At 33.8% G+C, this 24735-nt stretch carries 27 protein-coding genes; 8 read left to right on the top strand and 19 right to left on the bottom strand.

The window, feature by feature from the left end; all coding sequences use genetic code 11:
- Window positions 1–16: 16 nt before the first annotated feature.
- Together MKX37_RS09250 and MKX37_RS09245 are read right to left on the bottom strand one after the other, a co-directional pair.
- Entirely contained in the window at window positions 17–1651 is a 1635-nt protein-coding gene (locus MKX37_RS09250; protein ID WP_063225830.1) for a multicopper oxidase family protein, read from the bottom strand.
- Window positions 1652–1769: 118 nt separating this feature from the next.
- The gene (locus MKX37_RS09245) at window positions 1770–3053 is read right to left on the bottom strand and encodes an aminopeptidase P family protein (protein WP_063225831.1); all 1284 of its coding nucleotides are present in this window, start codon (window positions 3051–3053) and stop codon (window positions 1770–1772) included.
- A 223-nt stretch (window positions 3054–3276) separates the two neighbouring features.
- Here MKX37_RS09245 and MKX37_RS09240 point away from each other — a divergent pair, with 223 nt between their 5' ends.
- The 4 genes from MKX37_RS09240 to MKX37_RS09225 all read left to right on the top strand — a co-directional run bounded on the left by MKX37_RS09240 (window position 3277) and on the right by MKX37_RS09225 (window position 5156).
- Window positions 3277–4269 carry a F510_1955 family glycosylhydrolase gene (locus MKX37_RS09240; protein WP_002126844.1) on the top strand — a complete coding sequence of 331 codons (993 nt, stop codon included), beginning with the start codon at window positions 3277–3279 and terminating at the stop codon, window positions 4267–4269.
- Between the two features lie 19 nt (window positions 4270–4288).
- Entirely contained in the window at window positions 4289–4498 is a 210-nt protein-coding gene (locus MKX37_RS09235) for a hypothetical protein (RefSeq protein ID WP_063225832.1), read from the top strand.
- Window positions 4499–4647: 149 nt separating this feature from the next.
- Window positions 4648–4896 carry an urease accessory protein UreH domain-containing protein gene (locus MKX37_RS09230; protein ID WP_002126842.1) on the top strand — a complete coding sequence of 83 codons (249 nt, stop codon included), beginning with the start codon at window positions 4648–4650 and terminating at the stop codon, window positions 4894–4896.
- A gap of 14 nt (window positions 4897–4910) precedes the next feature.
- On the top strand, window positions 4911–5156 hold the full coding sequence (locus tag MKX37_RS09225; RefSeq protein WP_003188550.1) for an urease accessory protein UreH domain-containing protein: 246 nt from the start codon (window positions 4911–4913) through the stop codon (window positions 5154–5156).
- A 54-nt stretch (window positions 5157–5210) separates the two neighbouring features.
- Here MKX37_RS09225 and MKX37_RS09220 read toward each other — a convergent pair whose 3' ends face one another.
- Window positions 5211–6083 carry a LysR family transcriptional regulator gene (locus MKX37_RS09220; protein ID WP_078204144.1) on the bottom strand — a complete coding sequence of 291 codons (873 nt, stop codon included), beginning with the start codon at window positions 6081–6083 and terminating at the stop codon, window positions 5211–5213.
- Between the two features lie 142 nt (window positions 6084–6225).
- On the opposite strand from MKX37_RS09220, the gene MKX37_RS09215 reads away from it, so the two are divergent.
- Complete coding sequence (locus tag MKX37_RS09215) at window positions 6226–6933, top strand: alpha/beta fold hydrolase (protein WP_002126841.1); 708 nt, start codon at window positions 6226–6228, stop codon at window positions 6931–6933.
- Between the two features lie 146 nt (window positions 6934–7079).
- Window positions 7080–7310, top strand: coding sequence for a DUF896 domain-containing protein (locus tag MKX37_RS09210; RefSeq protein ID WP_002168639.1), 231 nt, complete (start codon window positions 7080–7082; stop codon window positions 7308–7310).
- Window positions 7311–7360: 50 nt separating this feature from the next.
- Here MKX37_RS09210 and MKX37_RS09205 read toward each other — a convergent pair whose 3' ends face one another.
- From MKX37_RS09205 to deoC, 6 genes are all read right to left on the bottom strand, one after another.
- Window positions 7361–7843 carry a CcdC family protein gene (locus tag MKX37_RS09205; protein ID WP_002012104.1) on the bottom strand — a complete coding sequence of 161 codons (483 nt, stop codon included), beginning with the start codon at window positions 7841–7843 and terminating at the stop codon, window positions 7361–7363.
- A gap of 15 nt (window positions 7844–7858) precedes the next feature.
- Entirely contained in the window at window positions 7859–8254 is a 396-nt protein-coding gene (locus MKX37_RS09200; RefSeq protein WP_000737878.1) for a DUF2871 domain-containing protein, read from the bottom strand.
- 166 nt (window positions 8255–8420) lie between these two features.
- Window positions 8421–8816, bottom strand: a complete 396-nt coding sequence (locus MKX37_RS09195; RefSeq protein ID WP_000358532.1) for a cytidine deaminase — start codon at window positions 8814–8816, stop codon at window positions 8421–8423.
- A 33-nt stretch (window positions 8817–8849) separates the two neighbouring features.
- Entirely contained in the window at window positions 8850–10151 is a 1302-nt protein-coding gene (locus MKX37_RS09190) for a pyrimidine-nucleoside phosphorylase (RefSeq protein ID WP_002126836.1), read from the bottom strand.
- 36 nt (window positions 10152–10187) lie between these two features.
- On the bottom strand, window positions 10188–11369 hold the full coding sequence (locus tag MKX37_RS09185; RefSeq protein WP_002035026.1) for a NupC/NupG family nucleoside CNT transporter: 1182 nt from the start codon (window positions 11367–11369) through the stop codon (window positions 10188–10190).
- Between the two features lie 105 nt (window positions 11370–11474).
- Window positions 11475–12146 (bottom strand): deoxyribose-phosphate aldolase, encoded by a 672-nt coding sequence (deoC, locus tag MKX37_RS09180; RefSeq protein ID WP_002012110.1) that lies wholly within the window; start codon window positions 12144–12146, stop codon window positions 11475–11477.
- A 156-nt stretch (window positions 12147–12302) separates the two neighbouring features.
- Between deoC and MKX37_RS09175 the strand changes: the two genes are divergently transcribed.
- On the top strand, window positions 12303–12665 hold the full coding sequence (locus MKX37_RS09175) for a hypothetical protein (protein WP_002086260.1): 363 nt from the start codon (window positions 12303–12305) through the stop codon (window positions 12663–12665).
- Between the two features lie 48 nt (window positions 12666–12713).
- Here the strand turns inward: MKX37_RS09175 and MKX37_RS09170 are convergent, their stop codons facing one another.
- From MKX37_RS09170 to MKX37_RS09145, 6 genes are all read right to left on the bottom strand, one after another.
- Window positions 12714–13661, bottom strand: a complete 948-nt coding sequence (locus tag MKX37_RS09170; protein ID WP_000356572.1) for a sugar-binding transcriptional regulator — start codon at window positions 13659–13661, stop codon at window positions 12714–12716.
- 654 nt (window positions 13662–14315) lie between these two features.
- Window positions 14316–15206 (bottom strand): Vgb family protein, encoded by an 891-nt coding sequence (locus tag MKX37_RS09165; RefSeq protein WP_001223216.1) that lies wholly within the window; start codon window positions 15204–15206, stop codon window positions 14316–14318.
- Window positions 15207–15321: 115 nt separating this feature from the next.
- Window positions 15322–15717 (bottom strand): DUF3224 domain-containing protein, encoded by a 396-nt coding sequence (locus MKX37_RS09160; RefSeq protein ID WP_002141295.1) that lies wholly within the window; start codon window positions 15715–15717, stop codon window positions 15322–15324.
- A 551-nt stretch (window positions 15718–16268) separates the two neighbouring features.
- Window positions 16269–16799 (bottom strand): GNAT family N-acetyltransferase, encoded by a 531-nt coding sequence (locus tag MKX37_RS09155; protein WP_002126830.1) that lies wholly within the window; start codon window positions 16797–16799, stop codon window positions 16269–16271.
- 241 nt (window positions 16800–17040) lie between these two features.
- Window positions 17041–17484, bottom strand: coding sequence for a carboxymuconolactone decarboxylase family protein (locus MKX37_RS09150; protein ID WP_000083030.1), 444 nt, complete (start codon window positions 17482–17484; stop codon window positions 17041–17043).
- Between the two features lie 685 nt (window positions 17485–18169).
- Window positions 18170–19120: a nucleoside hydrolase gene (locus MKX37_RS09145; RefSeq protein WP_002126827.1), complete on the bottom strand. Its 951-nt coding sequence runs from the start codon at window positions 19118–19120 to the stop codon at window positions 18170–18172.
- A gap of 339 nt (window positions 19121–19459) precedes the next feature.
- Between MKX37_RS09145 and MKX37_RS09140 the strand changes: the two genes are divergently transcribed.
- Window positions 19460–19726, top strand: coding sequence for a hypothetical protein (locus MKX37_RS09140; protein WP_002126826.1), 267 nt, complete (start codon window positions 19460–19462; stop codon window positions 19724–19726).
- Between the two features lie 243 nt (window positions 19727–19969).
- Here the strand turns inward: MKX37_RS09140 and MKX37_RS09135 are convergent, their stop codons facing one another.
- From MKX37_RS09135 to nheA, 4 genes are all read right to left on the bottom strand, one after another.
- Window positions 19970–20596 (bottom strand): LysE family translocator, encoded by a 627-nt coding sequence (locus MKX37_RS09135; protein ID WP_000432973.1) that lies wholly within the window; start codon window positions 20594–20596, stop codon window positions 19970–19972.
- A 234-nt stretch (window positions 20597–20830) separates the two neighbouring features.
- Window positions 20831–21910, bottom strand: a complete 1080-nt coding sequence (gene nheC, locus MKX37_RS09130) for a non-hemolytic enterotoxin subunit C (protein WP_033708128.1) — start codon at window positions 21908–21910, stop codon at window positions 20831–20833.
- Window positions 21911–22018: 108 nt separating this feature from the next.
- Complete coding sequence (nheB, locus tag MKX37_RS09125; RefSeq protein ID WP_002126822.1) at window positions 22019–23227, bottom strand: non-hemolytic enterotoxin NHE subunit B; 1209 nt, start codon at window positions 23225–23227, stop codon at window positions 22019–22021.
- A gap of 37 nt (window positions 23228–23264) precedes the next feature.
- The gene (gene nheA, locus MKX37_RS09120; RefSeq protein WP_002126819.1) at window positions 23265–24425 is read right to left on the bottom strand and encodes a non-hemolytic enterotoxin NHE subunit A; all 1161 of its coding nucleotides are present in this window, start codon (window positions 24423–24425) and stop codon (window positions 23265–23267) included.
- Between the last annotated feature and the right edge of the window lie 310 nt (window positions 24426–24735).

Genomic DNA, 24735 nt, shown 5'->3' with positions numbered 1-24735 from the left:
GGATAACTGCTTCATATTATTCTGGCTTATTAGGAATGTTAGGGTTTGGAACATAATCAGATTTATAATCTGTATATTTCACTTCTGTTACCATCCCCGCTGAAGCATGGTGTAAATCATGACAGTGGAACATCCATTCACCCGGATTGTCTGCTACAAAGGCTACTTCATATTCTTCTCCTGGTTTTAAGTTCAAAGTGTCTTTCACAATTGGAGAACCTTCTACCGGTTTTCCATCTTTACTTAACACCTGGAAGAAATGACCGTGTAAATGCATCGGATGATCGTCCGCTTTAGAGCGATTTACTAATTTTACTTTTACTAAGTCACCCTTTCCCACTGAAATTGGGTCAATATCTGGGAATACCTTTCCGTTAATTGTATATACCATTTCATTTCCATTCATTTGCGTATTCAAGTCCATATTATATGTGGCAATATACTGTTGATTTAACGTGAAACTACCTAATTTTTTAGCACCATATTTCGTCATATCTAATTTCGGTAATTTTTCTTTTTCATCTGCTTTGTCTTTCATCTCTTTGCTGCCATCATATTCAATAATAGCTTTCATTCCTTTTGCACCTTTACTTTCTGAATGGTCTTCAACGTACCATTTCCCAGGATTGTTAGCTGTAAATTCAATATCATAACGTTCACCCGGTGCGATTGAAATTACTTTGTCTTTTATAACTTTTGGATCGTTAATTGGTTGACCATCTGTCGCAATTACTTTTATATCATGACCGTGAACATGTATATCATGTGATAGATAACCAGCATTAACGAGTCGAAGACGAACTTTATCCCCTTCATTCACTTTTAACAGCTCTACTAAATCTCCGCTTTTACCATTGATTGTGAATAAGTCATACATACTCATATCATGACCTTCCATCTTCATATTTCCATGGTCCATTCCTGCCATATTACTAGAGTCTTTTTTATCACTGTCCATACCGGAATGATCCATGCCTTTCATATCATCATTCTTTTTCGTATTTTCATTACCCTTAGATTTATTACCTGTTGGCCCTTTTGTCATTTCTTTTAACTGCTTATTAATTTCTTCTTTATCTGTAACCCATTCATCCAACATTAATGTGTAATCTTTATCATATTTTTCATTAGTATCTTCTACAATGAGAGCACCATATAAACCTCTATCTAGTTGATTCACAGAATCTTGATGCGAATGATACCAATATGTTCCTGGTACGTTCGCTTCAAATTCATAGGTGAAACTCTTTCCAGGTTCAACCGCATCTTGCGTCACACCTGGAATTCCATCCATGTTATTTGGGACAGGATACCCATGCCAATGAATAGATACTGGTGCAGATAATTCATTTTTTAATGTCACTTTAACCTTTTCACCTTTTTTCACTCTGATTTCTGGACCTGGGGATGAGCCATTAAATGTCCAGACTGGAACAATAACACCGTTACTTAGCTTTTGCTTTTCTTCTTTCGCTACTAAAGTAACTTCTGGCCCTTTTACAACTTTCAATGGTTTTGTAGCCGTTTCAGTCTGTGTTGTTTTTTTATCGTCCATATTTTTATGATCATTTGTTGTATTTGTGGTCGCAGAACATGCAGCAATTAAAGATATTACGGAGACTGTAACTGCTGTTAATACAAATCTCTTCATTGAAAATCCCTCCTTTTTCTTTTTCAAGATTATTATAGAAGACAATTTTCAAGAAAATATGGAGGTTTAAAATGGTCCAAATAAAAAGACGCCCAAAATTGAGCGCCTCTTCTAATTATTATTTCGTAACAACTTCATCTTCTTTTACATTTACATTATTTTCTCTCATAAACTCTTCAATCTCTTCAACTGTTCTAATGATATCTTTTGACAAGTTTTCATACCCGTCTTTTGTGATAAGAATATCATCTTCAATACGAATCCCAATTGATTCTTCTTCAATATATAGACCTGGTTCAATCGTAATGACCATACCTTCTTCTAATACTCTATCTTTGTATGTTCCTACATCATGAGTATCTAAACCTAGGAAATGACTCACGCCGTGATAATAATATTTAGATAGTTCCTCATCTTCTTGAATTAAACCAATAGCTTTACACTCTTCTGCCAGTATCTTTTTTGTGTGCTCATTTAATGCAGTAAACTTTAATCCTGGCTTAATAAGCTCAGTTGTTTCTTTCAATGCTTTTAACACTATATTATATATTTGTTTTTGGCGACTAGAGAATGTTCCACTAGCTGGGAATGTGTAACTAATATCAGCGTTGTAGTAATCTTTTTGAGCACCTAAATCGAGCAGCACTAAATCACCATTTTGAATTTGTGCATCATTATCTTCATAATGAAGGACTGTAGCATTTTTACCACTCGCCAAAATTGTATTGAATGCATGATGTTTAATTCCAGATGATTTAAGCGTAAAATCAAAATGAGCTTCTAATTCATATTCCATCACATCTGCTTTTGCATGCTTCAGCACGTTATAAATACCCTCTTTAGTTACAGCAATCGCTTCTTTAATGATTTCAATTTCTTCTTCCGTTTTAAACACTCGTAATTCACAAATATGCGGATATACATTACCAATTAAAACGTGTGGATACTGTTCTCTTACATATTTAGCAAACGCTAACGTTTTCGTCTCAGTACCCTTCCACTCACGACGCTCTAAATCTAAATACAGATGCTTCACATTTTCTGTGAAAAGTGTATTTGCCATTGTCTTCTCAAAGCTTTCTATATATACAACTTTTTTTATGCCTGAAATTTGTTCTGCATCTTCTTTAGAAACTGTTTTACCGTCCCATTTTTCCATTACTGGATCTGATTTTTCAATGAAAAGAGTTTCTTCCACACTATTTCCAAACTTTTTCAACATGAAAATAACATTTGGCTCATCGATTCCCGTTAAATAGTAAAAATTTCGATTCGGCACAAATTTATAATGTGCATCGGCTGACATATGAGGTGCTTGCCCAGCAAATAAAATAGTAATAGATTCATCCGGTAATGTGTTTACTAATCGTTCTCTATTTTGAGCAAAAAATGTTGATTTCATAATAATCCCCCTAGCGTTCTATGTATAATTTTGAAACTAATTATCCAATATAATTCATTCTATTATTGTTATAATTTTTCGTCAATTAATAGTGCTCATAGAGAAAAGAAAATCTTCATTACTAGGGCCCCTTCCACTCTAAATTCTGCATACCACTCCACAATTTCTTGACATTTATTCCATATACTTAAAATCTCATATATATGGAAAGGAGTCTACAAAAGTGAAACATTATGTAGCAACAGGGTTAGCAATTACTTCTTTATTAATAATTACAGGATGTTCTAGCAATGCTGAAACAGCACCAGCTAAAAAAGAAACGGTGCAATCTCAGCCAAAAAATAAAGAAACAGCAACTACGATTCCGCAAAACTTCTATAAAGAAATTACATCTGGAAAAATCGAGCACATTCATGGAATTGGCTACGCGGGAAATATGCCTGGGGTTTCTATCGCAACTCACAGTGGTATAAAAGTTTATCAAAATGGTAAATGGTTTGAAACTACGACTGAGCTACATGATTACATGGGATTTCAGGCAACAAAGAATGGATTCGTTGCCAGCGGTCATCCTGAACCAGGTGCAAATTTAAAAAATCCTTTAGGGTTAATGAAAAGTTCTGATGGCGGTAATACCCTCGAAAAGCTAGCGTTTTATGGAGAATCTGATTTTCATAACCTTGCTGTCGGATATAATACGGAAGCAATTTATTTATACAATGAGCGTCCAAATTCTAAATTACAACAAGGTTTTTATTTCAGTACGAACAACGGACAAGATTGGAAAAATAGTAAATTAAACGGTCTTTCAAGTACAATCCATTCCTTTTCAGCACATCCAGATCAATCTAGTGTAGTCGCGGTAAGTGCTAAAGACGGTGTATATTTGTCTACAGATTATGGAAATACATTTGAACTATTTTCTAAACCAGTTGAATCGACCGCAGTTACATTAAGTAATGAAGACATTATCTATGCCTCTATTAATAAGCAAACTGAGCAACTAATTACGAAGAAATCAATTGCTACAAATGAAGAAACAAACTTACAGATTCCATCTTTAGATTCTAAAGATACAATTATGTACATATCACAAAATCCTCAAAATTCAGCTGAAATAGTTTTTGCTACAATGAAAGCAAATGTCTTTCTTTCTATGGATGACGGTAAAACGTGGAAGCAGATTACTAAAAATGGAACATTACAATATAACTAGTTAGAAAGGTGAATATAACGTGTTTTCAACAGTTAGCGAGTGGAGTTATCAACTCATGTCTCCTTTAATGGATATCGCGAATGCTACGAAATCAATTCCTCTTTTATTTGCGTTTTTATTAGGCATTGTAGGTACCCTTTCTCCTTGCCAATTAACAGGAAACATTAGCGCTATTACACTTTATCCCGCATTAACGGGCAGTAAAACTCCCACCTCAAAATTCGGATAGTACAAAGAAGTTAGGTGGGATATCAACTGCCCGTTAATGCGGGATTGGTTCAACTAATAATCAGTGGGGGATGAACAACCCCCCCACTGATTAAAGTTTCACTTTATGGCAATCAATCTTTACAAAAGGGACATGTATGGAAACATATATTGTTATTTATTTTAGGAAAAATAATAGCTTTTACGACACTTGGACTATTAGTATGGTTCTTAGGAAAAGAGATTCAGCAAATATTAACTTTGTATTTCCCATGGTTACGAAAAATAATTGGACCTTTATTAATTTTAATGGGGCTAATGTTGGCAGGTATTATAAAAGGAAGAAGTTTCTTCTCGATCAAATTTATACGAAAACAAAATGAGGTTGGCTCATTTTTACTTGGATTCTCTTTTCCTTAGCCTTCTGTCCGACTATGTTCGTTCTATTTTTCGGAACGTTAATCCCTTTATCTTTCTCATCTAATTATGGATACTTGTTTCCGACATTCTTTTCGATAGGAACTGCTCTACCTATCGTTGTACTTATGTTCATCATCTCCTACCTTGGATTAAATGGGACTTTACTGAAAAAGAGCCGAAAAATAGGAAAAAACATTCAGCGTATAGCCGGTGTTCTCCTTATATTAATCGGGCTTTATGATACTGTCCTATATTGGTAATACACACAAAAGGTAAGCTTCAGTGAAATGAGCTTACCTTTTGTATCATTTTATTCATTTTTTCTTTTGTTGTAGTTGGCTTAGTAAATTCGTAACAAACGCCAGAAACAGTGCGTCATTTTCTTTTTTAGGTGACCATTGCATAATAAGTTGTCGTGGAATTTTAATTTCTATCGGTTGCACGATGAAGTCATGAATAATTTGTTTATGAAGTCCTGATAATGGAACGATTGTTATTCCTTTAACTTGTAAAGCCAGTGCTAACGCCGAACTAATTGTCTCTGATTCCATCACTTTATTAACTACTATTTCATTTTTCATCAAATATGGTTCAAGTACTTCTTTACAACCAGAGAGCGGCATTATAAAAGGATAATTTTTCAACTCTTTCATTGTAAGACCTGATGGAACTGACTTAGAAGAAACCATAACATACGGATCTTCACCAATTACATCATAATGAAATCCTGGTATTAAATTTTCTTTTATAGAAATAGAAAAATCTGCACTTCCAGAAGACAGCCAATCTAACACTTCTTGATAGCTTCCTTCTCGAACTGCAAGCACATACTGACTTTGATCAAAATTACCTAGTTCGATACACTCCGCCAAACAATATACAGTAACTGAAGGATATGTAGCTAATACAATCTTATACAAGTTATTATTTTTTAATTGTAAAGCTGTTTCTTCAAGGTTTTCATACTCCATTAGAAGTCGATCTACACAAACTAAAAATTTTTTTCCATTTTCAGTTAAAACAGTTCCTTGTCTAGAGCGATCAAATAATGTTATAGCATATCGTTTCTCTAATTTGTTTACGATATGAGTTATAGCCGGCTGTGTCATATGTAACTCCTTAGCTGCTAAACTAATGCTGTTCAAACGAGCCACGTATTTAAAAACTTTAAAATCAAAAACGTTCATTCTGTTCTCCTTATATAAAAGTTATTTATATCATCTATAAATAAGCTTCATTATATTTATCAATCCACTTCATATACACTAATTATACATCATCAATATTACGAAAAAATAAACATATAAACATTAGAGGAGTGTTGATTAAATGAGTACTTACGTTTTAGTACATGGAGCATGGCAAGGTGAATGGGCATGGGATTTAGTAAAACCTCAACTAGAGGCTTTCGGACATACAGTTATTACACTAGACTTACCTGGAAGTGGGAAAGATACAACTCCATCACAAAATATAACATTAGATTCCTATGTTAATGCAGTAACAACTATTATAAATCAACAAAATGAAAAAGTTATTCTTGTTGGACATAGTATGGGTGGAATTGTGATCACTCAAACCGCTGAGCTTATACCAAATAAAATCGATAAATTAGTATATCTTTGTGCATTCTTGCCACAAAATGGAGAAAGTCTTGGTAGTAAGTTAGACGGAGAAGCTGGCCCACAATTCTCTATAAATGAGAATGACATAACCGCAGAACTTATACCAGAGTTGATTGAACAAACATTTTTAAATGCTACAGAAGACGGTTCTATTAAAGGAGCATCTTTTAATCAAATGCGTCCTCAACCACTAGGACCGTTCCAAAAAGAGCTGAAAATATCAGAAGAGAACTTTGGAACTGTAAATCGTATTTATATCGAAACAACTCTAGATAGAGCAATTCCGATTGATTTTCAGCGCCGAATGAATACAGAAACTCCTTGTGTGAAAATCATTACTTTGGAAGCTGATCATTCTCCATTCTTTTCTAAAACAGCAGAACTTGTTAGTCACTTACATGAATTAAGCTAAACTTTATATTTTCCTTGTAGACACCCACTTACTGTAATACGGGTGTCTACTTTTCTTTTACCCTTCTTGACATATTCATATGAAAAAGTTAAGATAACTATAAATTAGTAAGTAACTAATTTAATTTAGAATAAGAGGTGAACAAAATGCAAAACATTTTATTCCGTATTAACGAATTATCAAAAAAAGAAAGAACATCTGGATTAACAGTTGATGAAAAACAAGAACAACAAATGTTGCGTCAAAACTATACAAAAACATTTCGCGGGAGCTTAGATTCCATTTTATTAAACACAAAAATCGTTGATCAAAATGGTCTTAACGTTACACCAGTTGCATTACAAGATGCTCAAATACGTTTAAAATTAAGCAAATGAAATCAAAGCTAAAAAAACAATCTTATAAAACATAAAAAGAGCTGAAATTCCTATATAGAAATTCCAGCTCTTTTTATTGTCTTTTCTAATTTAGTAAACGAGCGATACATCGCAATTCTCCACGATACAATCATCGCAAAAGCGAGTAAGAAAAACATTCCACTTAATTGGGTTAAATCAATCGACTGACTTAAATATGATTTTAATGCTACCCGGACAGCTAATAAACCAACTAAAATAAATATGAACGCTTTTGATGGTTTCATATATATGTCTTCGCCTCTTATTTCGAACTTAGATGTTTTAATAAGAAATATAGAGAAAATAAGTCCTACGCTAATTGCCTCTACTATTTCTAAAGACGTTAATCGAAACTCTGGTAAGAAGTACATCATTGCACCAGTGCTCATAAAAATTGGCGGTAATATAATTTTCTTTTTCGTTACCGGTTTTTTCGCTGACTTAAAGCGAAGAAACATAACTCCAACGGCCATACAAACCGCTACTATACTTGATAAAAGTGCTAAACTCATACTCTCCACTCCTATCTATTTAAAAGATTTTTTGAGCAAAATCATAAACCAAACGAGCCCAACACTTATAATGACATGACCTAATCCAGCCATATGGCTTAAACCATTAAAGTCAGTTCCATTTACTTGTAGAATACCTCTAAATACCATTGTAGCAATAGTAAAAATTAATCCTACATTATAAACAACAAACCACGCACGAAAACTTTTTGTTTCACGGACATTAAATACTTTAAATAGAGCTAAAGCGACCAAAAAGAATACAAAGCCGAGCACTAATACGTGTGTATGCACTAATTGCAACATAGTGGATCCTTTAATGCCTTGCGCTTTCGTATACTCTCTTGCAAATACACCTGATAATAAACCAATAATTAAGTAAATGAATGCTGCATTATATAATTTCTTCATCATATTCCTCCTGCTGTAGAACGACAATTTATATCGTCACTTTCCATATTCACTGCAATCATTTTACGCAAAGTTTATGAACGGAATATGAACAGATTATTACATTCTATTATTGAAAATAAAAAAGGCCATTCCACAACTATTAATTGTGGAATGGCCTTTTAACTTATTTTAAATCTTCAATTGAAAAGGCACCAGGCAGTAACTGCTCTACAGTCACTTCTTTTTCATCGCCTTTTACATTTGTTAGTAAAACTGGCATTTTCGGATCACAAAATTCAGCAATAACTTGTCTACAAGCACCACATGGTGAAATAGGTCCGTCAGTTTCTCCTGTAATGACTAAGTAACTAAAGTCGCGCTCACCTTCTGATACTGCTTTAAATATTGCTGTTCTTTCTGCACAGTTACATAAACCGTAAGAAGCGTTTTCTATATTACAACCAGTATAGATTTTACCTTCTTTTGTAACTAGCGCTGCACCAACAGGAAATTTAGAATACGGAATATACGCTTTCGATAACATCTTATTTGCTTCTTCGATATATTTTTTCTTATCCATATTATTTCCTCCTCAAAGTAAATGTAATTATGATTAGTCAGTAATAACTGTATGAACTAATTTAGGAGCCACTGCTGTTTCAGCGATAGAAATGTTCTCATAGATTTTTGCTTTTACATCTTCTACATTTTCGCGATTTGCATAAATCGTTACGAACGGCTCGCCTTCTTTTACTGCATCGCCAACTTTTTTACGTAACATTAATCCTACCGCTAAATCGATTTCATCTTCTTTTGTCGCACGACCTGCACCTAATAACATAGCTGCGATACCGATTTCATCTGCAACAATGTTTGAAATCACACCTGAAGTTTTTGCAGGTACATCAATTACATACTTCGCCTGTGGCATTTTTTCTGGATTATCTACAATTGAGCTGTCTCCGCCTTGGTTGCTTAAGAACTCTTTAAACTTCTCAGTTGCTTTTCCATTTTTCATCACTTCAATTAGCATTTCACGAGCTTCTTCTAATGTATTTGCTTTTTTCGCAAGTACGACCATTTGGCTTCCTAATACAAGTACTAATTCTGTTAAATCTTCTGGACCTTCGCCTTTTAAAGTATCAATTGCTTCCTTCACTTCTAGAGCGTTACCAATAGCAAAACCAAGAGGTTGTGACATATCTGAAATTACTGCCATCGTTTGACGTCCAACATTATTTCCGATACGTACCATTGCATGAGCTAATTCTTTTGCATCTTCTTCGGTTTTCATAAATGCACCCGCACCTGTTTTTACATCAAGTACGATTGCATCAGCACCAGCTGCAATTTTTTTACTCATAATTGAACTTGCAATTAGAGGAATTGAATTTACTGTTCCTGTTACATCACGTAATGCATAAATCTTTTTATCAGCAGGTGTTAAGTTTCCTGTTTGTCCGATAACAGCCACTTTGTCACGGTTTACAATATCAATGAACTGTTCTTTCGTAATTTCAACGTGGAATCCTTCTACCGCTTCTAATTTATCAATTGTCCCGCCCGTATGTCCTAAACCACGACCAGACATTTTTGCTACTGGTACATCTAAAGCAGCAACTAATGGTCCTAATACTAATGTTGTTGTATCACCAACACCGCCAGTTGAATGCTTATCTACTTTAATGCCTTCAATTGCTGATAAGTCGATTGTTTCTCCAGACTCAACCATTGCCATCGTTAAATCTGCACGTTCACGATCCGTCATATCTTTAAAGAAAATTGCCATTGCAAGTGCACTCGCTTGATAATCAGGAATACTTCCATCTGTATATCCATTAATAAAGAATTTGATTTCTTCAGTCATTAATTCTTTTCCATCACGTTTTTTCGCAATAATATCTACCATTCTCATTGTAATCACCATTCCTTTTTATATTATATGAATCTGTTAAAATAATAAGCCAACGATTGTTGCTGATAAGAAACTTACTAACGTTGCACCGAAAAGTAATTTCAAACCAAATCTTGCGACTACATTCCCTTGTTTTTCATTTAAGCTCTTAACTGCCCCAGCAATAATTCCAATTGAAGAGAAGTTTGCAAATGAAACTAAGAATACAGATATAATCGCTGTCGTTCTATCTGAGAAATTAAAGTTTCCTTGTGCTAAATCTGTCATCGCAACAAATTCATTTGATACAAGTTTTGTCGCCATAATATTCCCTGCGTTAACTGCTTCATGCCATGGAACACCCATAATAAATGCAAATGGTGCAAATACATAACCAAGAATTTCTTGGAATGAGATACCGATTACACCTTTAAATACTGCATTAATGAATGCGATAAGGGCAACGAAACCAATTAACATAGCTGCTACTGTAATCGCAACTTTAAATCCATCTATAATGTATTCCCCTAATACTTCAAAGAATGTCTTTTTCTCTTCTTCTTGTACTTCTAACATATCTTCTTCTTCAGTAACTTCATACGGGTTAATGATAGAAGCAATAATGAAGCCACCGAATAAGTTAAGCACTAAAGCGGTTACAACATATTGCGGTTTTAATAACACCATATATGATCCAACGATAGACATAGATACTGTAGACATTGCAGATGCACATAATGTATACATTCTTTTCTCTGGCAATAATCCTAGTTGTTTCTTAACTGAAATAAACACTTCAGATTGTCCTAAAATCGCAGAAGCTACCGCGTTATATGATTCGAGTTTCCCCATCCCATTTACTTTACTTAATACTAGACCGATAGATTTCACAATAATAGGTAATACTTTAATGTGTTGCAAAATACCTATTAAAGCTGATATAAATACGATTGGCATTAATACACTTAAAAAGAATGAAAACTCTTTTTGATTTACTAATCCACCAAATACGAAATTCACACCATCAGCGGCATATTTTAATAATTCTCCAAAACCATCTGCTATTCCGCTAATTAATATATTCCCTACGCTTGTATTTAATAATAAAAACCCCAAAATGAATTGTAATATAACCATCGTTATGATTGGGCGATATTTGACTTTCTTTCTATCATTACTAGCAAGCCAAGCGATACCTAAAATCAATACGAGGCCTAAAACACCGATTAAGTATTTCATAAGCCGTCTCCTCCCATTCGTATCCGCTTACATTCTTTTCAATTGTTAAAGCAATAGATACACTTTACTTTAAACGTGTATCTATTGCTTTTCACACTTTATTAATTAGTAATTATCTGTAGCACCTTTTGCATCATTTAATACGATTGCAACACTAGCACTTGCTCCAACGCGAGAAGCTCCAGCCTCTACCATTTTGTCTGCATCTTCACGTGTACGAACGCCGCCAGATGCTTTCACGCCAACGTTTGGTCCAACTGTTTTACGCATTAATGCGATATCTTCTGCAGTTGCTCCGCCAGTTGAGAATCCAGTTGAAGTTTTTACGAAATCAGCGCCAGCTTTTACTGATAATTCACAAGCACGAACTTTTTCTTCATCTGTTAGAAGGCAAGTTTCAATGATTACTTTTACAAGAGCTTTTCCTTTTGCTGCTTGTACTACTTCATAAATGTCTTTTTCAACGAACTCATTGTCGCCATCTTTTAAAGCACCTACGTTGATTACCATATCAACTTCAGTTGCACCTTTTGCGATAGCATCTTTTGTTTCGAATGCTTTTGTTTCAGTAGTGCTTGCTCCTAATGGGAAACCGATTACAGTACAAACGTCTACATCATGTCCAGCTAATTCTTCAGCAGCTAGCTTTACCCATGTAGGATTAATACAAACTGAAGCAAATTTGTATTGCTTTGCCTCTTCGATTACTTTCATAACATCTTCTTTTGTAGAATTTGGTTTTAAAATTGTATGGTCAATTAACTTTGCAATGTTCATTATCTTCACTCCTCATATCTTTTAACAACTTCATTCTAACTCTTAGTTGAACAAATGTAAATACACTTTTGAACTTTTGTTCATTCTTTTTCAGAAGGGAATTTCTAGTAATACATTGAAAGTAGTATAAGCTTGTAAATAAAGGATGTGCACCACTTGTTTAAGTCAAAATTCTTTATATTCACATTGCTAGTATGCACCTCACTATCCATATTTATTTTTTATAAAAGGGATGTTATTTTCCAAGAAGGAAACCCAGTTCCATTTGCTTTAGCTATGTCTAAGATGGTTATTCAAGATAAAGAAATGGTGGAAGTAGAACCGATAGATAATCAATACCCCTACTTAGTAAAGCGCGGAAAAATGGAACCTTTTATCGATATGATGGAGCAAGATGGCTGGAGTTTTGTAGATAGAGATATTATGGCTAACTCACTAATTTTTGAAAAAGGAGATCAATCAAAGAGCGTTCCTTACAAATACTTTACAAGGTACTACACATTGATTTATTCATACTAAAAATAAAAGGCTTTCTCAAAATTAATATTTTGAGAAAGCCTTTTATTTCTAACCTTTTTGATAATGTAACAATTCTTTCGCTGTATGCTGATCTATAATTAGTACATTTGCATACCCGCCACGTAACGCACCGTCAATTGCTTTTATTTTTCTATTACCACCTGCAACTAAAATAGAACGTTTCTTTAATTTAAGTTCCTCTAGCTCAATTCCAATTGTACGCTTATTAATTTCTTCGCTACTAATATTTCCGTCTCCATCAAAGAAACGTGAACAAATGTCACCGACAGCTTGTTCTTTCAAAATGTTCGTTTCATCCTTATCTAAATACCCTAATCGGAATAATAACGCTTCATCACGCACTGTTCCAACAGTGAAAATTGCAATATTTGCTTGTTTCCCCATTTCAATAATGTGATGAATATGTCTATCTTGCTCCACTAATTCTTTTGTCACCGCATTATCAAATATAACTGGAAGAGGTAGATTTCTTGGCGTCGTTTGAAAAGCATCTGCAAATAACGCGATCGTTTCATTCGCATATGTATTTACACTTGAGTGACTAATGCCACCTTTTAACTGGACAACCTCTACACCTTTCACATGTTGCGGTACGATTTTTCTAGCGATTTCATACATCGTCATCCCCCAGCTTACACCAACGATATCACCAGTTTTCACTGTCTTTTCCATATACTCAGCTGCATATTTACTAATATACTCCGTAATCGTTGCATATTCTGGTACTGGAGAAAATACGACATGCGCTTCTAACAGGTTATACTTTTCTTTAAGTAAATTCCCAACGTTATCTAAGTCAGCAAATGGATCAGCTATACTAATTTGAACAAATCCTTTTTCTTTCGCATACTTCAATAATCTAGAAATCGTCGGTCTTGAAATATTTAATTTATTAGCAATTTCTTGCTGACTATAATCTGATTGATAATATAATCTTGCAACTTCAACGCTTAATTGTTGTTTATCCTTATCCATAGTAAATCATTACATATCCTTTCCTGTATTTCCTTTTCGTTACAAGCATTATACAGCTTTATGCAAAAAAATTCGACTCCCTTATTTATCAACCTAAACTTCTACTCCACTTAGGATTTACAATGAAACTTTTATTTTTTAGCTTCATACACTCGATACAAATGATCTTGAATCAGATAAAGTGAAACTTTAATCAGTGGGGGTTTTGTTCATCCCCCACTGATTATTAGCCCTCACCAATCGGGCTTTTACGGGCAGTCTGACTCCCACCTAACTCCCTCGTATTCGCCGAATTTTGAGGTGGGAGTCTTACTGCCCGCAAATAGCGGGATAAATCGATTCATATTTAATTCATTCTTTTTGTTCTTTCTGTAGTAACAATAACAAACATTAAATATCGTTTATGGAACTTCCTTAACGTACGGTAAAGCCAAGTTTTTTAATATAGAAATTCCTTAGCGTGCGAAATTCACGTTTTGATGGCGAGACCCCATCGCCATCAAGCTAAAATTTTATAGTACCCCCAGAACGAAATTTTGTGCTACTTGTAACAAAAAAGCACATTTTTTCGTTTTGGGGAGCAACCAAATTCTTAACTTGATGGTGATGGGATATTTACTTTTCTGAGCTTGATAGCGATGGACGATATCCCTATTACGTAATGATTGTTAGACGTCCAATTTGATTACACTCTTCAGCGAACCAAAGATCGCCATCCGGACAAAACGTGATACCATGTGGCTCTGCATTATTTGTAGGTATCGTATATTCCGTAATAACTCCTTCAACTGTAATACGGCTGATTTGATTACCTCCCCATTCTGTGAACCAAAGATCTCTGTTCTTCCCAGGTATTATGGCATGAGGACGAGCGTTCGGCGTCGGTATAACAAATTCTTTGATCTCACCTTCGAACGTAATTCTACCAATTTTATTGCCTATGATTTGCACAAACCATATTGCTCCATCTGGGCCGCTCGCAATTCCAACTGGCCCGGAGTTGGGTGTTGGGATTGGATATTCTTTGACCTCACCTTTAGTGGTTATTCTCCCAATCCTATTGTTCTGATTCTGTGTAAACCATAATGCACCGTCTGATCCCAGAGTAATAAAAGAGGGAAATGATTTGGAGTTAGGCAATTCAAACTCGGTGATTTCCCCTGACTTTGTTATTCTTCCGATCCTACCATTATTCATTTCTGTAAACCATATTGCTCCATCTGGTCCTTCCGTTATACCAAAAGGTGCAGCGTTCGTTGTAGGGAGTACATATTCTTCAAAAAGACCGTTCATCGACATTTTACCGATCTTGCTTGAGTTATATTCCGTAAACCATAAGTCACCGGTCTGGTCCGAGATAATTGACATAGCTCCTGCATTTGCTGTCGGAATGGGAAAAGAATTTATTTCACCAGTAGCATTTATTCTACCAATTCGATTCCCTTTCTGTTCCGTAAACCACAATGCTCCGTCTTTTCCTACGGTTATTCCATATGGTCCTGAATCTATTTCATTGACCACATATTCTTGTATCGTGATCCTCATATCATTTCCTCCCATTGAAAATTTTGAGTCTTGTTTTTCGGTATAATTTAGTTTAAAAAAGGACATTCCTGGTATTACAGTGGATGCCCTTTTTGCTAAAGTATAAGATATTTTGTTAGAATTCAAAGTCTAGAATCATTTTACTGGTTTGACCTGTAAACTTATAATTATAGGACCCTTTCAGGCTTTCTAATTCACCAGTAGCTTTGATGATTGTTGCAGGGGAATCTAGATTTCCTTTATCAAATATCCCTTGCTCTATAGCTATAAATGTCCCTCGTTTTCCCTTATAAATTCCTTCGAAATGTAAAAATCCAGAAATTTTAGCAGTAGCCAAGTGACCATCATCTATAGTTGATTCTAAATAATATAATAAATATTCAACAAAAGCTTTTCCTTTTAATTCACCGTCAATATCATATTCGACATGGGCAATATTAATAGGGAAATCTTTTCTAGTGTCATTGACTGGCTTTTCATCCCATTTACTTACTGTAAATGTTACTTCCATACGCGTAAACCTCCCTTCATCATTAGATGAGTAATCTACCTCCAGTATATCACCTAAAAAGTACCATCAATAATTATATCTCATAGGAGTGTTTCTAAAGTAACGGATGCTGCTGGTAAGACCCTGTTAAGAGCAAAAGACGACTTATTTTTTGTTCTTCTTATATGACATTGAAAGTAAATTTTTATTTAACAGTTTACTTTCATTTTTATTAAAAAAGAACACGTAGAAATTACTACATGTTCTTTATGAGACGGTTCATTTTTAAATATTACGTATCTTCTAGATTTTTCTTATTATATAGTTGTGTCCTTCTATTTCTTTTCCCTCATTTCAACAGCAAAGTTCATGATCTCTTCCTCTGTTAATTTTTCTTCAGTGGTTAAGATCGGACGGATTACTCTATACGTTTCTTAATTATTTCAATTGTACTAGAAATTGTGAATTAAAAAAGAGAGCCGTAGCCCTCACTTTCAATTAATAGCAATTAAGGATGCTTCGAGGGTATTTAATAGTCTACATTTTAAGGAATGTAGGCTAAGTAATATAAGTTAATCTGTTATTAATTTTGAATAAATACTTAGATCAATAAACTTTTCATTAGATTTTTCACACTTTCTCATTGTCCCTTCGAATGTAAAGTTTAACTTTTGTAAGACTTTTATTGAATTGATGTTTTCAGATTCAACTTTTGCTTCTATTCTATTGAATTCTAAAGTACTAAACGCATAATCCATTAAAGAGAGAATGGCTTCTGGCGCATACCCCTTACCCCAAAAAGCTTTACTAATATCGTAACCAATTTCTGCTTTGGCGTTTTTGAAATCAAATGAATTATAACCACAAGAACCGATAATTTCATTTGATTCTAATTCAATTATTGAATAACGAATAGCTCTGTTTTCCCGAGATAACTTATCAAGCATTTCAATCATATCTACCGCTTGGCTTTCATCAGTAAAACTATTGATATTCATAAATTTTGTAACTTCTGGATCCGCCCAAATTGTAAACATGCTAGCTGAGTCTGATACTTTCATTTTTCTTAAAACTAATCTTTCGGTTTGTAGTTCTGTAATCAATATTTTTACCTCCATTATGTTTTTATTTTGGGGTCAAGATATTGATATCTGCGCATAGTTCAGTCCCTTCGTGTTTCAAGATAATATTATTATAAAAGCTATAAAGGATGAACCAATAAATTTCAAAAATTTGGTTATGTTACAGTTTATGATAACTGCGTAATAAAGAAAAATGAAACAATTGTATTGTGATTTTTAAACATCTTTAATTTTATTCTTATTTACCGTTCGTTGAGAGCAATTATTTTTTAGTTGCTGTATTTCCCATTGCAATAGAAATTCTATTCCAACTGTTGATTTGATTAATTACCAGAACAAGGTCAACATATTGTTTCTCGTCATAGTGTTCACGTACTCGCTTATATAGGTCTTCAGGAACTCTTTTAGTGGGAATTAGAGTAATATGCTCAGATAGTTCAAGAGCAACTTTCTCTTCAGGTGTATAAAAATCACATTCATTCCAAGCATTCAAGCAATAAATTCGTTGTTCGGTTTCACCTATCTTACGGGCATCTGATGTATGCATATCCATGCAGAAAGCACAACCGTTAATTTGAGAGACTCTAATCTTTATAAGTTCTCTAGTAATTCGATTAATTGTAGATTTCTTAGTGTACTTCTCCATATCCATCATAATTTTCATGCCATCAGGTGCAACATCATAGTAGGAAATTCTTTGACTCATAAGGCAAGACCTCCTTTGATTTTAAGATACTTATAATTATACATTCATACGAACATTCGTGCTATTTTTTTGTTTGTAAAGCATTCGAAATCAAAGAGAATTTCAGTTATAGACAGTGTAATTAGTTGTTTCATGGTACGTAAATATCGCAAATGAGTAACCGTATTTTCCAAACAAATATTTTCACTTTTTAATTACTTTATTATTACCGTCAGAATAAATTGAATAACTCTATTAATTTTTAAATGATTTTATTATAAATGAAACAATTTTATTATCACCAAACAACTACATAATTTTGATCAAACTTTATTCGAAAGCTACAGTGTTTTTATCTTCCTATAGTTATTTATGGGGATTTAGTTAATTTTTTCGTTTTGGAGAACAACTAATTTCTTAGCTTGATAAGCATGTGACGAGACCCCCTGCCCGTCAAGCTAAAGTTTTAATGTACCCCCAAAATAAAAATTTTCTTTCACTACAGTTAATTACTTTGAGAAGTCAGCGGATTTTTTCATTTTAGGGGGATTTTGTTTTGTTAGCTTGATAGTGATGGGATACAGCCAACATTTTGGAAGTTTTATATGCTAAGCGAATTTTAACCTAAAAAAGTCGAATTCCTGTACGTTAAGTGAAGTGGCATTTCATTCACATAATCCCTATTATCTGAAGTTAATAAAGTCTGTTACACTCTCTTCTTTAAAAACGTTTCCATAATATCCTTCTTGAATCTTTTATAATCAAGCTGAAAAGCTACATTATGCGTTTTATAGCCTGGATTAGTAGCAAAACGAAAGTCTGCAATACTTTGACCAAATCCTTCTCCTTGATCAGGAATTACTTTAATGGGTACTCTTGAAAGGCCAACAGCCTCTTGATTCAGCAAATACCACACTGTTACAAAATCATGCATAGGGCTTCCACTTATACCAGGATTAGACTTAGAGTAGAATTTATAATAATAGTCTAACATAGGTTTGATGATGAGTCCTGCAAGATCCTGTGTATTCCGATGAAATGCATCGATTTGCTGGACCATTTCGGGTGTAACAATCGCATGTTGAGTCACATTTAAAGGAATAATTGTCAAGTTCTTTGCATGCTGCAGAATTAAGTTTGCTGCATAAGGGTCTGAGTAAAAGTTAGCTTCAGCCACAGCAGTTACGTTACCTGGATAGAAAAAAGCTCCCCCCATGCAAATACATTCTCTTACGTTTCGCATTGTTTCTAAATTCAACACAAAAGTCGTAGCTAGCGAAGAAAGTCTTCCTAAATTGATAATTGTAAGATCTTCTAAATTTGATTCTATAATTTGATAAATATCATTTAAAGGATAAACTGGATATGAAATTTCAGGGGGAATGATAGGTCCTAATCCGACTTTTCCATGTACCTCAGGGAAATACTGAATCAATATACCTGTCAACGGTACAGAAGCACCAAGGAATACGGGTATCTCTTCTCTTCCCGCAATGTACTTCAAATAGTTAATATTTCTTATTGCATTTTCTCTGGATACATTTCCATAATCGGCTACAATTCCTACAAGTTGAATGTCTTTACGAAAAAAAGTGTACAGTATAGCAAACGCATCATCAATCCCCAAATCTGTAAACAGGAGAACCTTTTTTTTCATATCTCTTCCTCCAAAATCTATAGAATCCTACTTTCACTAATGATGTAGTGATCAGACTAAGCTTGTATGTATATATTTTATGTATTCTTAAAGAGGGGATTCTATTCACTTGAAATAGCTTTGCTCATCTAAATTTGATATTATGTTCAAGCGTAAGTTTCTGTTCTTAAGTTCATAGGCATGGTGTGCTATCCCATGCCCATCAACTTAAGAATTTTTTAACACCCCAAAACGAAAAAACAAGTTAAATTCTCATAGATAACTATCTTATAATTAATTATATATTTTTTTTGCAATATAATAATATAAAGATATTACACTTAAAAGAGGGGATTCAAATTGGTTAAAAACTTACCTTTACTAATAGTTATTTTAATACTAGATGTAAGTTCTTCTACATTAAGTACGAACGGATACTTTTCTCCAGTTATAGAATGGTCTTTAATGATTATAAGTATTATTTTAAACATTACTGCAGTTATAGGCTTATCACTACACGTCTTTGTATATCAACCTATGAAAAGATTTGAAAAAATTAAAATGAAATCTTCAAATAAAATAATTATATTTGAGGTAACACCACCTCGCCATCGAGTGTTGATTTAGAAAAAAGTTTAATTATAAATATTTTATGATATTCAATAAATTTAACTTATAAAAATATTTTTATTCTTATTCAACTATCCTGCCCCGTTAGTTTAAGTACATTTCTTCACAATTTTTACAGTGATAGTAACATAAATACCCAACAAAAAATCATCTCACCTCTAGAAATCTATAATGGTAGTTTTAGAATAAGTGAATAAGAGAAATAACCACCATTGATTATTTCTCTTTTCATATACATATTTATTTTTGGAAAAATAACCTAACTCCAAATACTAATAATACTGTGCCAGTAATACCCTCTATTGTACGGTTCACTTTTTCTTTTCTTAAAAAAGTTCTTAATTGACGTATTAGTGAGATATAAAGTAAATACCATATTGCTGTCAAAGTCGTAAATGTGAGTCCTAACAAAAGAAATTGGAAGAGATGACTTTGATTGCTCACAATAAATTGGGGTAGAAAACTTAGGAAAAACACAGCAGTTTTTGGGTTTAAGATTGCCGTGGTAAATCCTTGTCTAAAACTTTTAATCGTTCCAATATCCTTAGAGTTCATTTCCACTGAACCTGACATATCTTCTTTTTTAGACAAGGCACTTTTAATTGACTTTACAGCTAAGTAAATTAAGTAAAAAGCCCCAGCATATTTTATAAATGTAAATAACATAGAGAATTTCATTAGGATGGCAGAAAGTCCTAGTGTAGCCATTATTGTATGAATCATCATTCCAGATACCGTTCCTAAGACGGTCTTTATCCCACCATTTTTACCATGCGAGATAGTGTTTTTTGTAACTAAGGCAAAACCGGGACCAGGCATTATTATGATTAGGATTGCTGTGAGGATAAATAACAAATAATTTTCCATGTTCTAGTATTTCCTTTCCAATTTTTAGTTTTGCCTATAGTATAGCTTTTTTACTTAAAATATTAAATATAAAAAGCGTGATCAGGAGTTTATCGAGGTTATTAGTATCAATTTGACCAAACATTACCCTAAAGTTACATTGATAAAACACACGGCAAACTTATGGGTAAAATTACAAGCTCGGCTCTCACAAAAAACGGGATAAAAAAATAAACAGCGGAACTAGTCCACTGTTTATTTCGTCACACCCTCATGTAATTTTTCTGTATAATCTTTTACATCCTTCCAGCTATCTTTCGCTGTATTTAAATCTTCTTTTATAAAGGTAAATTCTTCAGGGCTGATTCCTTTTACGTTTTGTAGTAAATTATTATATTTCGCACCTACCGTATACCACTGATTTGATATGTTTTGCAGTGCTGTAATTGCTGCATCAATTGTTTCTGTCATATTAGTTGTTTTATTTTTTGCATCTGTCAAAATTGCCACTTCTGCTTGCGATCCAGAAATTCTATTCTTTAAACTGGCTATTTCTCGTTCTGCATTTGCAATATCTTTTTTCGCAATCGCAATCATCGGTCCCCCCGCAAGACAAGTTATTAACGCTACGCAAAGTACACCACCAGCAATCACCATATCGTTACTCTTTTTGATCGAATCGTTATATGTATTTATTTGTTGCTCTAGAGCTGGAATACCAGCATTCGTACTCGCCAAAATCGAGGTTAATTGATTCGTATCCTCTTTAAAACTATTTGTGTCTTTCGCCATTCTATCGCGAAAAGCTTTCAAATTCCCTAATAGTACATCTACCTCATTTTGATTCTTTAAAATATCCGCATACAACTTTTCTAAATCCGCTTTTAATTTACCGCTATCCTTTTGATCAATCGCTGCTAACATGTCATTATAATACGCTTGAAAAGTATTATTGTAATTAATAATATTTTGATCCGTTTTCATAATTTGAGGCTTCATATTATTTAACCAATACGCCGCATTAATTTTTGCATCTCTTTGATGCTGAATCATATTTCCTTTAAACTCACTATTAATTGAACTTATTTTACTCAAATCAGTCTCTTGCTGATTTTGAATTAATTTTGCATATGAATCCATTGCGAATATGCTCGATGTCGTTTGCGCCATTACATCTTGGAATCCTGCTGGACCGAGAGAATAATTTTTTGCATTTTCTTGTAATGTTTTTACGTTTTGTTCCGCTGCAAAAGGATGTAAAGGAAGTGCATTACTCGTTGCCACCCCAGCAATCATGATCGTTAAAAGACATTTTTTATAAAATCTTTTCTGCATACTTTTCACCCATTCTCTTTATAAGGATATAAAAAAGCTCCTGCTCACAACTGAACAGGAGCTTCAACTCATTCATCAATACTTAACGCTCTAACGATTCGTATTCGATTATGCTTTTTTCGTATCTACTACTTTAATATCTTCAGCATAGATTTTTTCTGCATAGTCTTTAATGTTCTTCCAGCTATCTTTCGCAATGTTTAAATCTTCTTTAATGAAAACAAGGTCATTTGGACTAATTGAATCTACATTTTGAAGTAAAGAATTGTATTTTGATCCCATTGTGTACCATTGATTTGAAATGTTTTGCAACGCTGTAATTGCTGTATCAATTGTGTTTGTTAAATATTCAGTTTGTGTTTTAATGTTCGTTAGTCCTGCCACTTCTAATTGCGCAGTTGTAACTTGTCCTGTTATCTTTTGAATTTCTGCCTGTGCATTATCAAGCTCTTTCTTCGCTAAGACGATTCCTGCAGTACCACCACCCACTGCTGCTGTTCCACCTGCAATTAATGCGATTCCTAGCGGAGTTCCTGCTCCCGTAGCAATTACAACCGCACCACCGATAATTGCAATTGGGCCTAAAGCTGTCGCAACAGATGAACCGATAATAATTGCATTATATTTACTAATTGCTTCATTATACGTTGTAATTTGATTTTGCAGAAGCGGAATTCCAGCATCTTGACTAGCCAAGATAGATGTAATTTGATTTGCATCTCCCTTGAAATTTTGAGTATCCGACGTCATTTTATTTCGGAATTTCTTTAAGTCTTCTACTAACTTATCTACTTGCGCTTTATTTTCAGTAATACTACTTGATAATCTAGTTAGACCTTTCGTAAGAGTTGCTTTATCCTTTGCATCAACCGCAGCAACTAAAGTATCATAATAGTTTTGGAATTTCGTATTGTAATTAATGATATTTTGATTTGTTGAAATAAGCTGTGGCTTCAATACATCTAGCCATTGTTGTGCATTCCCTCTAGCTGTATCTTGATGCTGAATCACTTTACCTTTTAAAGATGTATCAACTGACGTTACGTTCCCAAAGTTAACATTACCTTGTTTAATAATTGTTAAAGCGTACAGATCCATTACTAAAGCGTTAGAACCTGTTCTTTCCATCGCATCTTTAAGGCCTTCTGGTCCTAATGAATATTCGTCATAATCATTATATGCTTTTGCTACAGCATGAACTGGAGCTTGTTTCACTGTACTTTCAGCAGCATACGTATGGGCTGGCATAATATTCCCTGCTGCAAATACTGCCATAAGTGCTGATAGAGCCATTACTTTATATGGTTTTTTTGTCATTTTTCTTCTCTCCCTATATCGCTAATTATTTTTCTGTTTAATGTACTTCAACGTTTGTAACGTAATCTTCAAATTGATTTGTTTGCTTATTCATTTCATCACTTACTTTTTTAAGTTGATTGAAATGTTTTTGAAGTAAACTACTGTCTGTATACGTGCCTTCTTCAATATTTGCTTGAATTTGGATCATATTATTGTTTAAAACTTTCCAATCCGTTAATAACGTTTCTAAAGTTGCGATTTGGCGATCAATCAGTTCCGTAAAGCTACTTACTTGATCTTCAACGAATGTGATTTGAGTCGCCTCTGATTCAGTTTGTGATAACTTTTGAATAAGTGGTAGTAGCTCTTTTTGTTTTTGCTGAATACGAAGAGCTGCTTCCCTCGTTTGACTATCTGCTGCATTTACAATTTCATTACTTAACGTACCGATAGAAACAAAATCGATTGTTTTCGTTTGTGCAGTTTGATTTGTGATTGTAAATACTTGTTTACCGATATTAATAGAACCTTTAATAATTTCTTGTGGTCTATTCAAAATAGTAGTTAGTTCAGCTTGAATTTCCCCTTGAATTCTTTTTATGTCTTCTCTTAATTTCACAATATCTCCACTTGATCCTTGCAGTGTTTTTATTGCTTCATCAGCTTTAATTGATAAGTTATTACTATCTTTGTCTAATACCGTTTTAAATCGATTTAACTCTAATAAATCTTGCTCCATACTCTCTTGAATGCTTTGGACCTGCAATTGTAATTTTCCATATGCGTTTGTAAAATCTGCTTTTGCCTGTTCATCTTCATTTACTTTTCCTGCTAGTTCATAGAGCTTACTATAATAGCTATTAAATCTAGTGCTGTATCTCATCATCTCTTGATTTAAGTCGATTAGCTTCGGATTATATTCATCAATCCACTCTCGTACATTCGCCTTTGCAAATTTTTGATGATTCGTCAAACTACTCATCGCATTTACCTTAATGTCTGGCTGTTGCAAAATAACTAATCCGTATGCTTGGATAAGTGGTGACTGTGACCCTAACATTCTAATTGAATTTGATAATGTATTTGGAGCAATTACATTTTGCACGTTTAATACTTTCACCTTTGGTTGCCCCTCTTCAGCGTAAGCGCTTACAGGAATGAAGCAACTCGTAGATACTGCTGTAACCAATAACCCTGTAATTAAAGTTTTTTTCACTTTAACCCCTCCTATGTATTAGCAACTATTACTATCGCATTTTATTATTCTATTTTCTTGCACATTATTTGAGATGGTTAAAAATAGAGAACGTTCTCACCGTGAGTCATGTACGAAACACCTCTCTCAAACTTTATTTCTACAGTACTTACTTATTGTTATAAAACATTTCATAACTTTTCACATGTGCTTAGTATGAATAACATTGTATAAAATTTCTGTTTCATCGCAATTTCCATATTCACACAGTGAATATATTACATGAAAATATTATTCATTTTAAGATAAATAACGCACGTGAATATGAAAT

Origin of the sequence: Bacillus sp. FSL R5-0709, from assembly GCF_038004785.1 — a bacterium.
Lineage (GTDB): Bacteria > Bacillota > Bacilli > Bacillales > Bacillaceae_G > Bacillus_A > Bacillus_A mycoides.
The sequence above is the reverse complement of the archived record's forward strand: the minus strand, read 5'-3'. Positions and strand labels throughout refer to the sequence as shown.

Coding starts and splice junctions, on each gene's coding strand:
- MKX37_RS09250 (WP_063225830.1), bottom strand. CDS start 1,651: ATGAAGAGATTTGTATTAACAGCAGTTACAGTCTCCGTAATATCTTTA.
- MKX37_RS09245 (WP_063225831.1), bottom strand. CDS start 3,053: ATGAAATCAACATTTTTTGCTCAAAATAGAGAACGATTAGTAAACACA.
- MKX37_RS09225 (WP_003188550.1), top strand. CDS start 4,911: ATGTTCGTTCTATTTTTCGGAACGTTAATCCCTTTATCTTTCTCATCT.
- MKX37_RS09220 (WP_078204144.1), bottom strand. CDS start 6,083: ATGAACGTTTTTGATTTTAAAGTTTTTAAATACGTGGCTCGTTTGAAC.
- MKX37_RS09215 (WP_002126841.1), top strand. CDS start 6,226: ATGAGTACTTACGTTTTAGTACATGGAGCATGGCAAGGTGAATGGGCA.
- MKX37_RS09210 (WP_002168639.1), top strand. CDS start 7,080: ATGCAAAACATTTTATTCCGTATTAACGAATTATCAAAAAAAGAAAGA.
- MKX37_RS09205 (WP_002012104.1), bottom strand. CDS start 7,843: ATGAGTTTAGCACTTTTATCAAGTATAGTAGCGGTTTGTATGGCCGTT.
- MKX37_RS09200 (WP_000737878.1), bottom strand. CDS start 8,254: ATGAAGAAATTATATAATGCAGCATTCATTTACTTAATTATTGGTTTA.
- MKX37_RS09195 (WP_000358532.1), bottom strand. CDS start 8,816: ATGGATAAGAAAAAATATATCGAAGAAGCAAATAAGATGTTATCGAAA.
- MKX37_RS09190 (WP_002126836.1), bottom strand. CDS start 10,151: ATGAGAATGGTAGATATTATTGCGAAAAAACGTGATGGAAAAGAATTA.
- MKX37_RS09185 (WP_002035026.1), bottom strand. CDS start 11,369: ATGAAATACTTAATCGGTGTTTTAGGCCTCGTATTGATTTTAGGTATC.
- deoC (WP_002012110.1), bottom strand. CDS start 12,146: ATGAACATTGCAAAGTTAATTGACCATACAATTTTAAAACCAAATTCT.
- MKX37_RS09170 (WP_000356572.1), bottom strand. CDS start 13,661: ATGGATAAGGATAAACAACAATTAAGCGTTGAAGTTGCAAGATTATAT.
- MKX37_RS09165 (WP_001223216.1), bottom strand. CDS start 15,206: ATGAGGATCACGATACAAGAATATGTGGTCAATGAAATAGATTCAGGA.
- MKX37_RS09160 (WP_002141295.1), bottom strand. CDS start 15,717: ATGGAAGTAACATTTACAGTAAGTAAATGGGATGAAAAGCCAGTCAAT.
- MKX37_RS09150 (WP_000083030.1), bottom strand. CDS start 17,484: ATGAGTCAAAGAATTTCCTACTATGATGTTGCACCTGATGGCATGAAA.
- MKX37_RS09145 (WP_002126827.1), bottom strand. CDS start 19,120: ATGAAAAAAAAGGTTCTCCTGTTTACAGATTTGGGGATTGATGATGCG.
- MKX37_RS09135 (WP_000432973.1), bottom strand. CDS start 20,596: ATGGAAAATTATTTGTTATTTATCCTCACAGCAATCCTAATCATAATA.
- nheC (WP_033708128.1), bottom strand. CDS start 21,910: ATGCAGAAAAGATTTTATAAAAAATGTCTTTTAACGATCATGATTGCT.
- nheB (WP_002126822.1), bottom strand. CDS start 23,227: ATGACAAAAAAACCATATAAAGTAATGGCTCTATCAGCACTTATGGCA.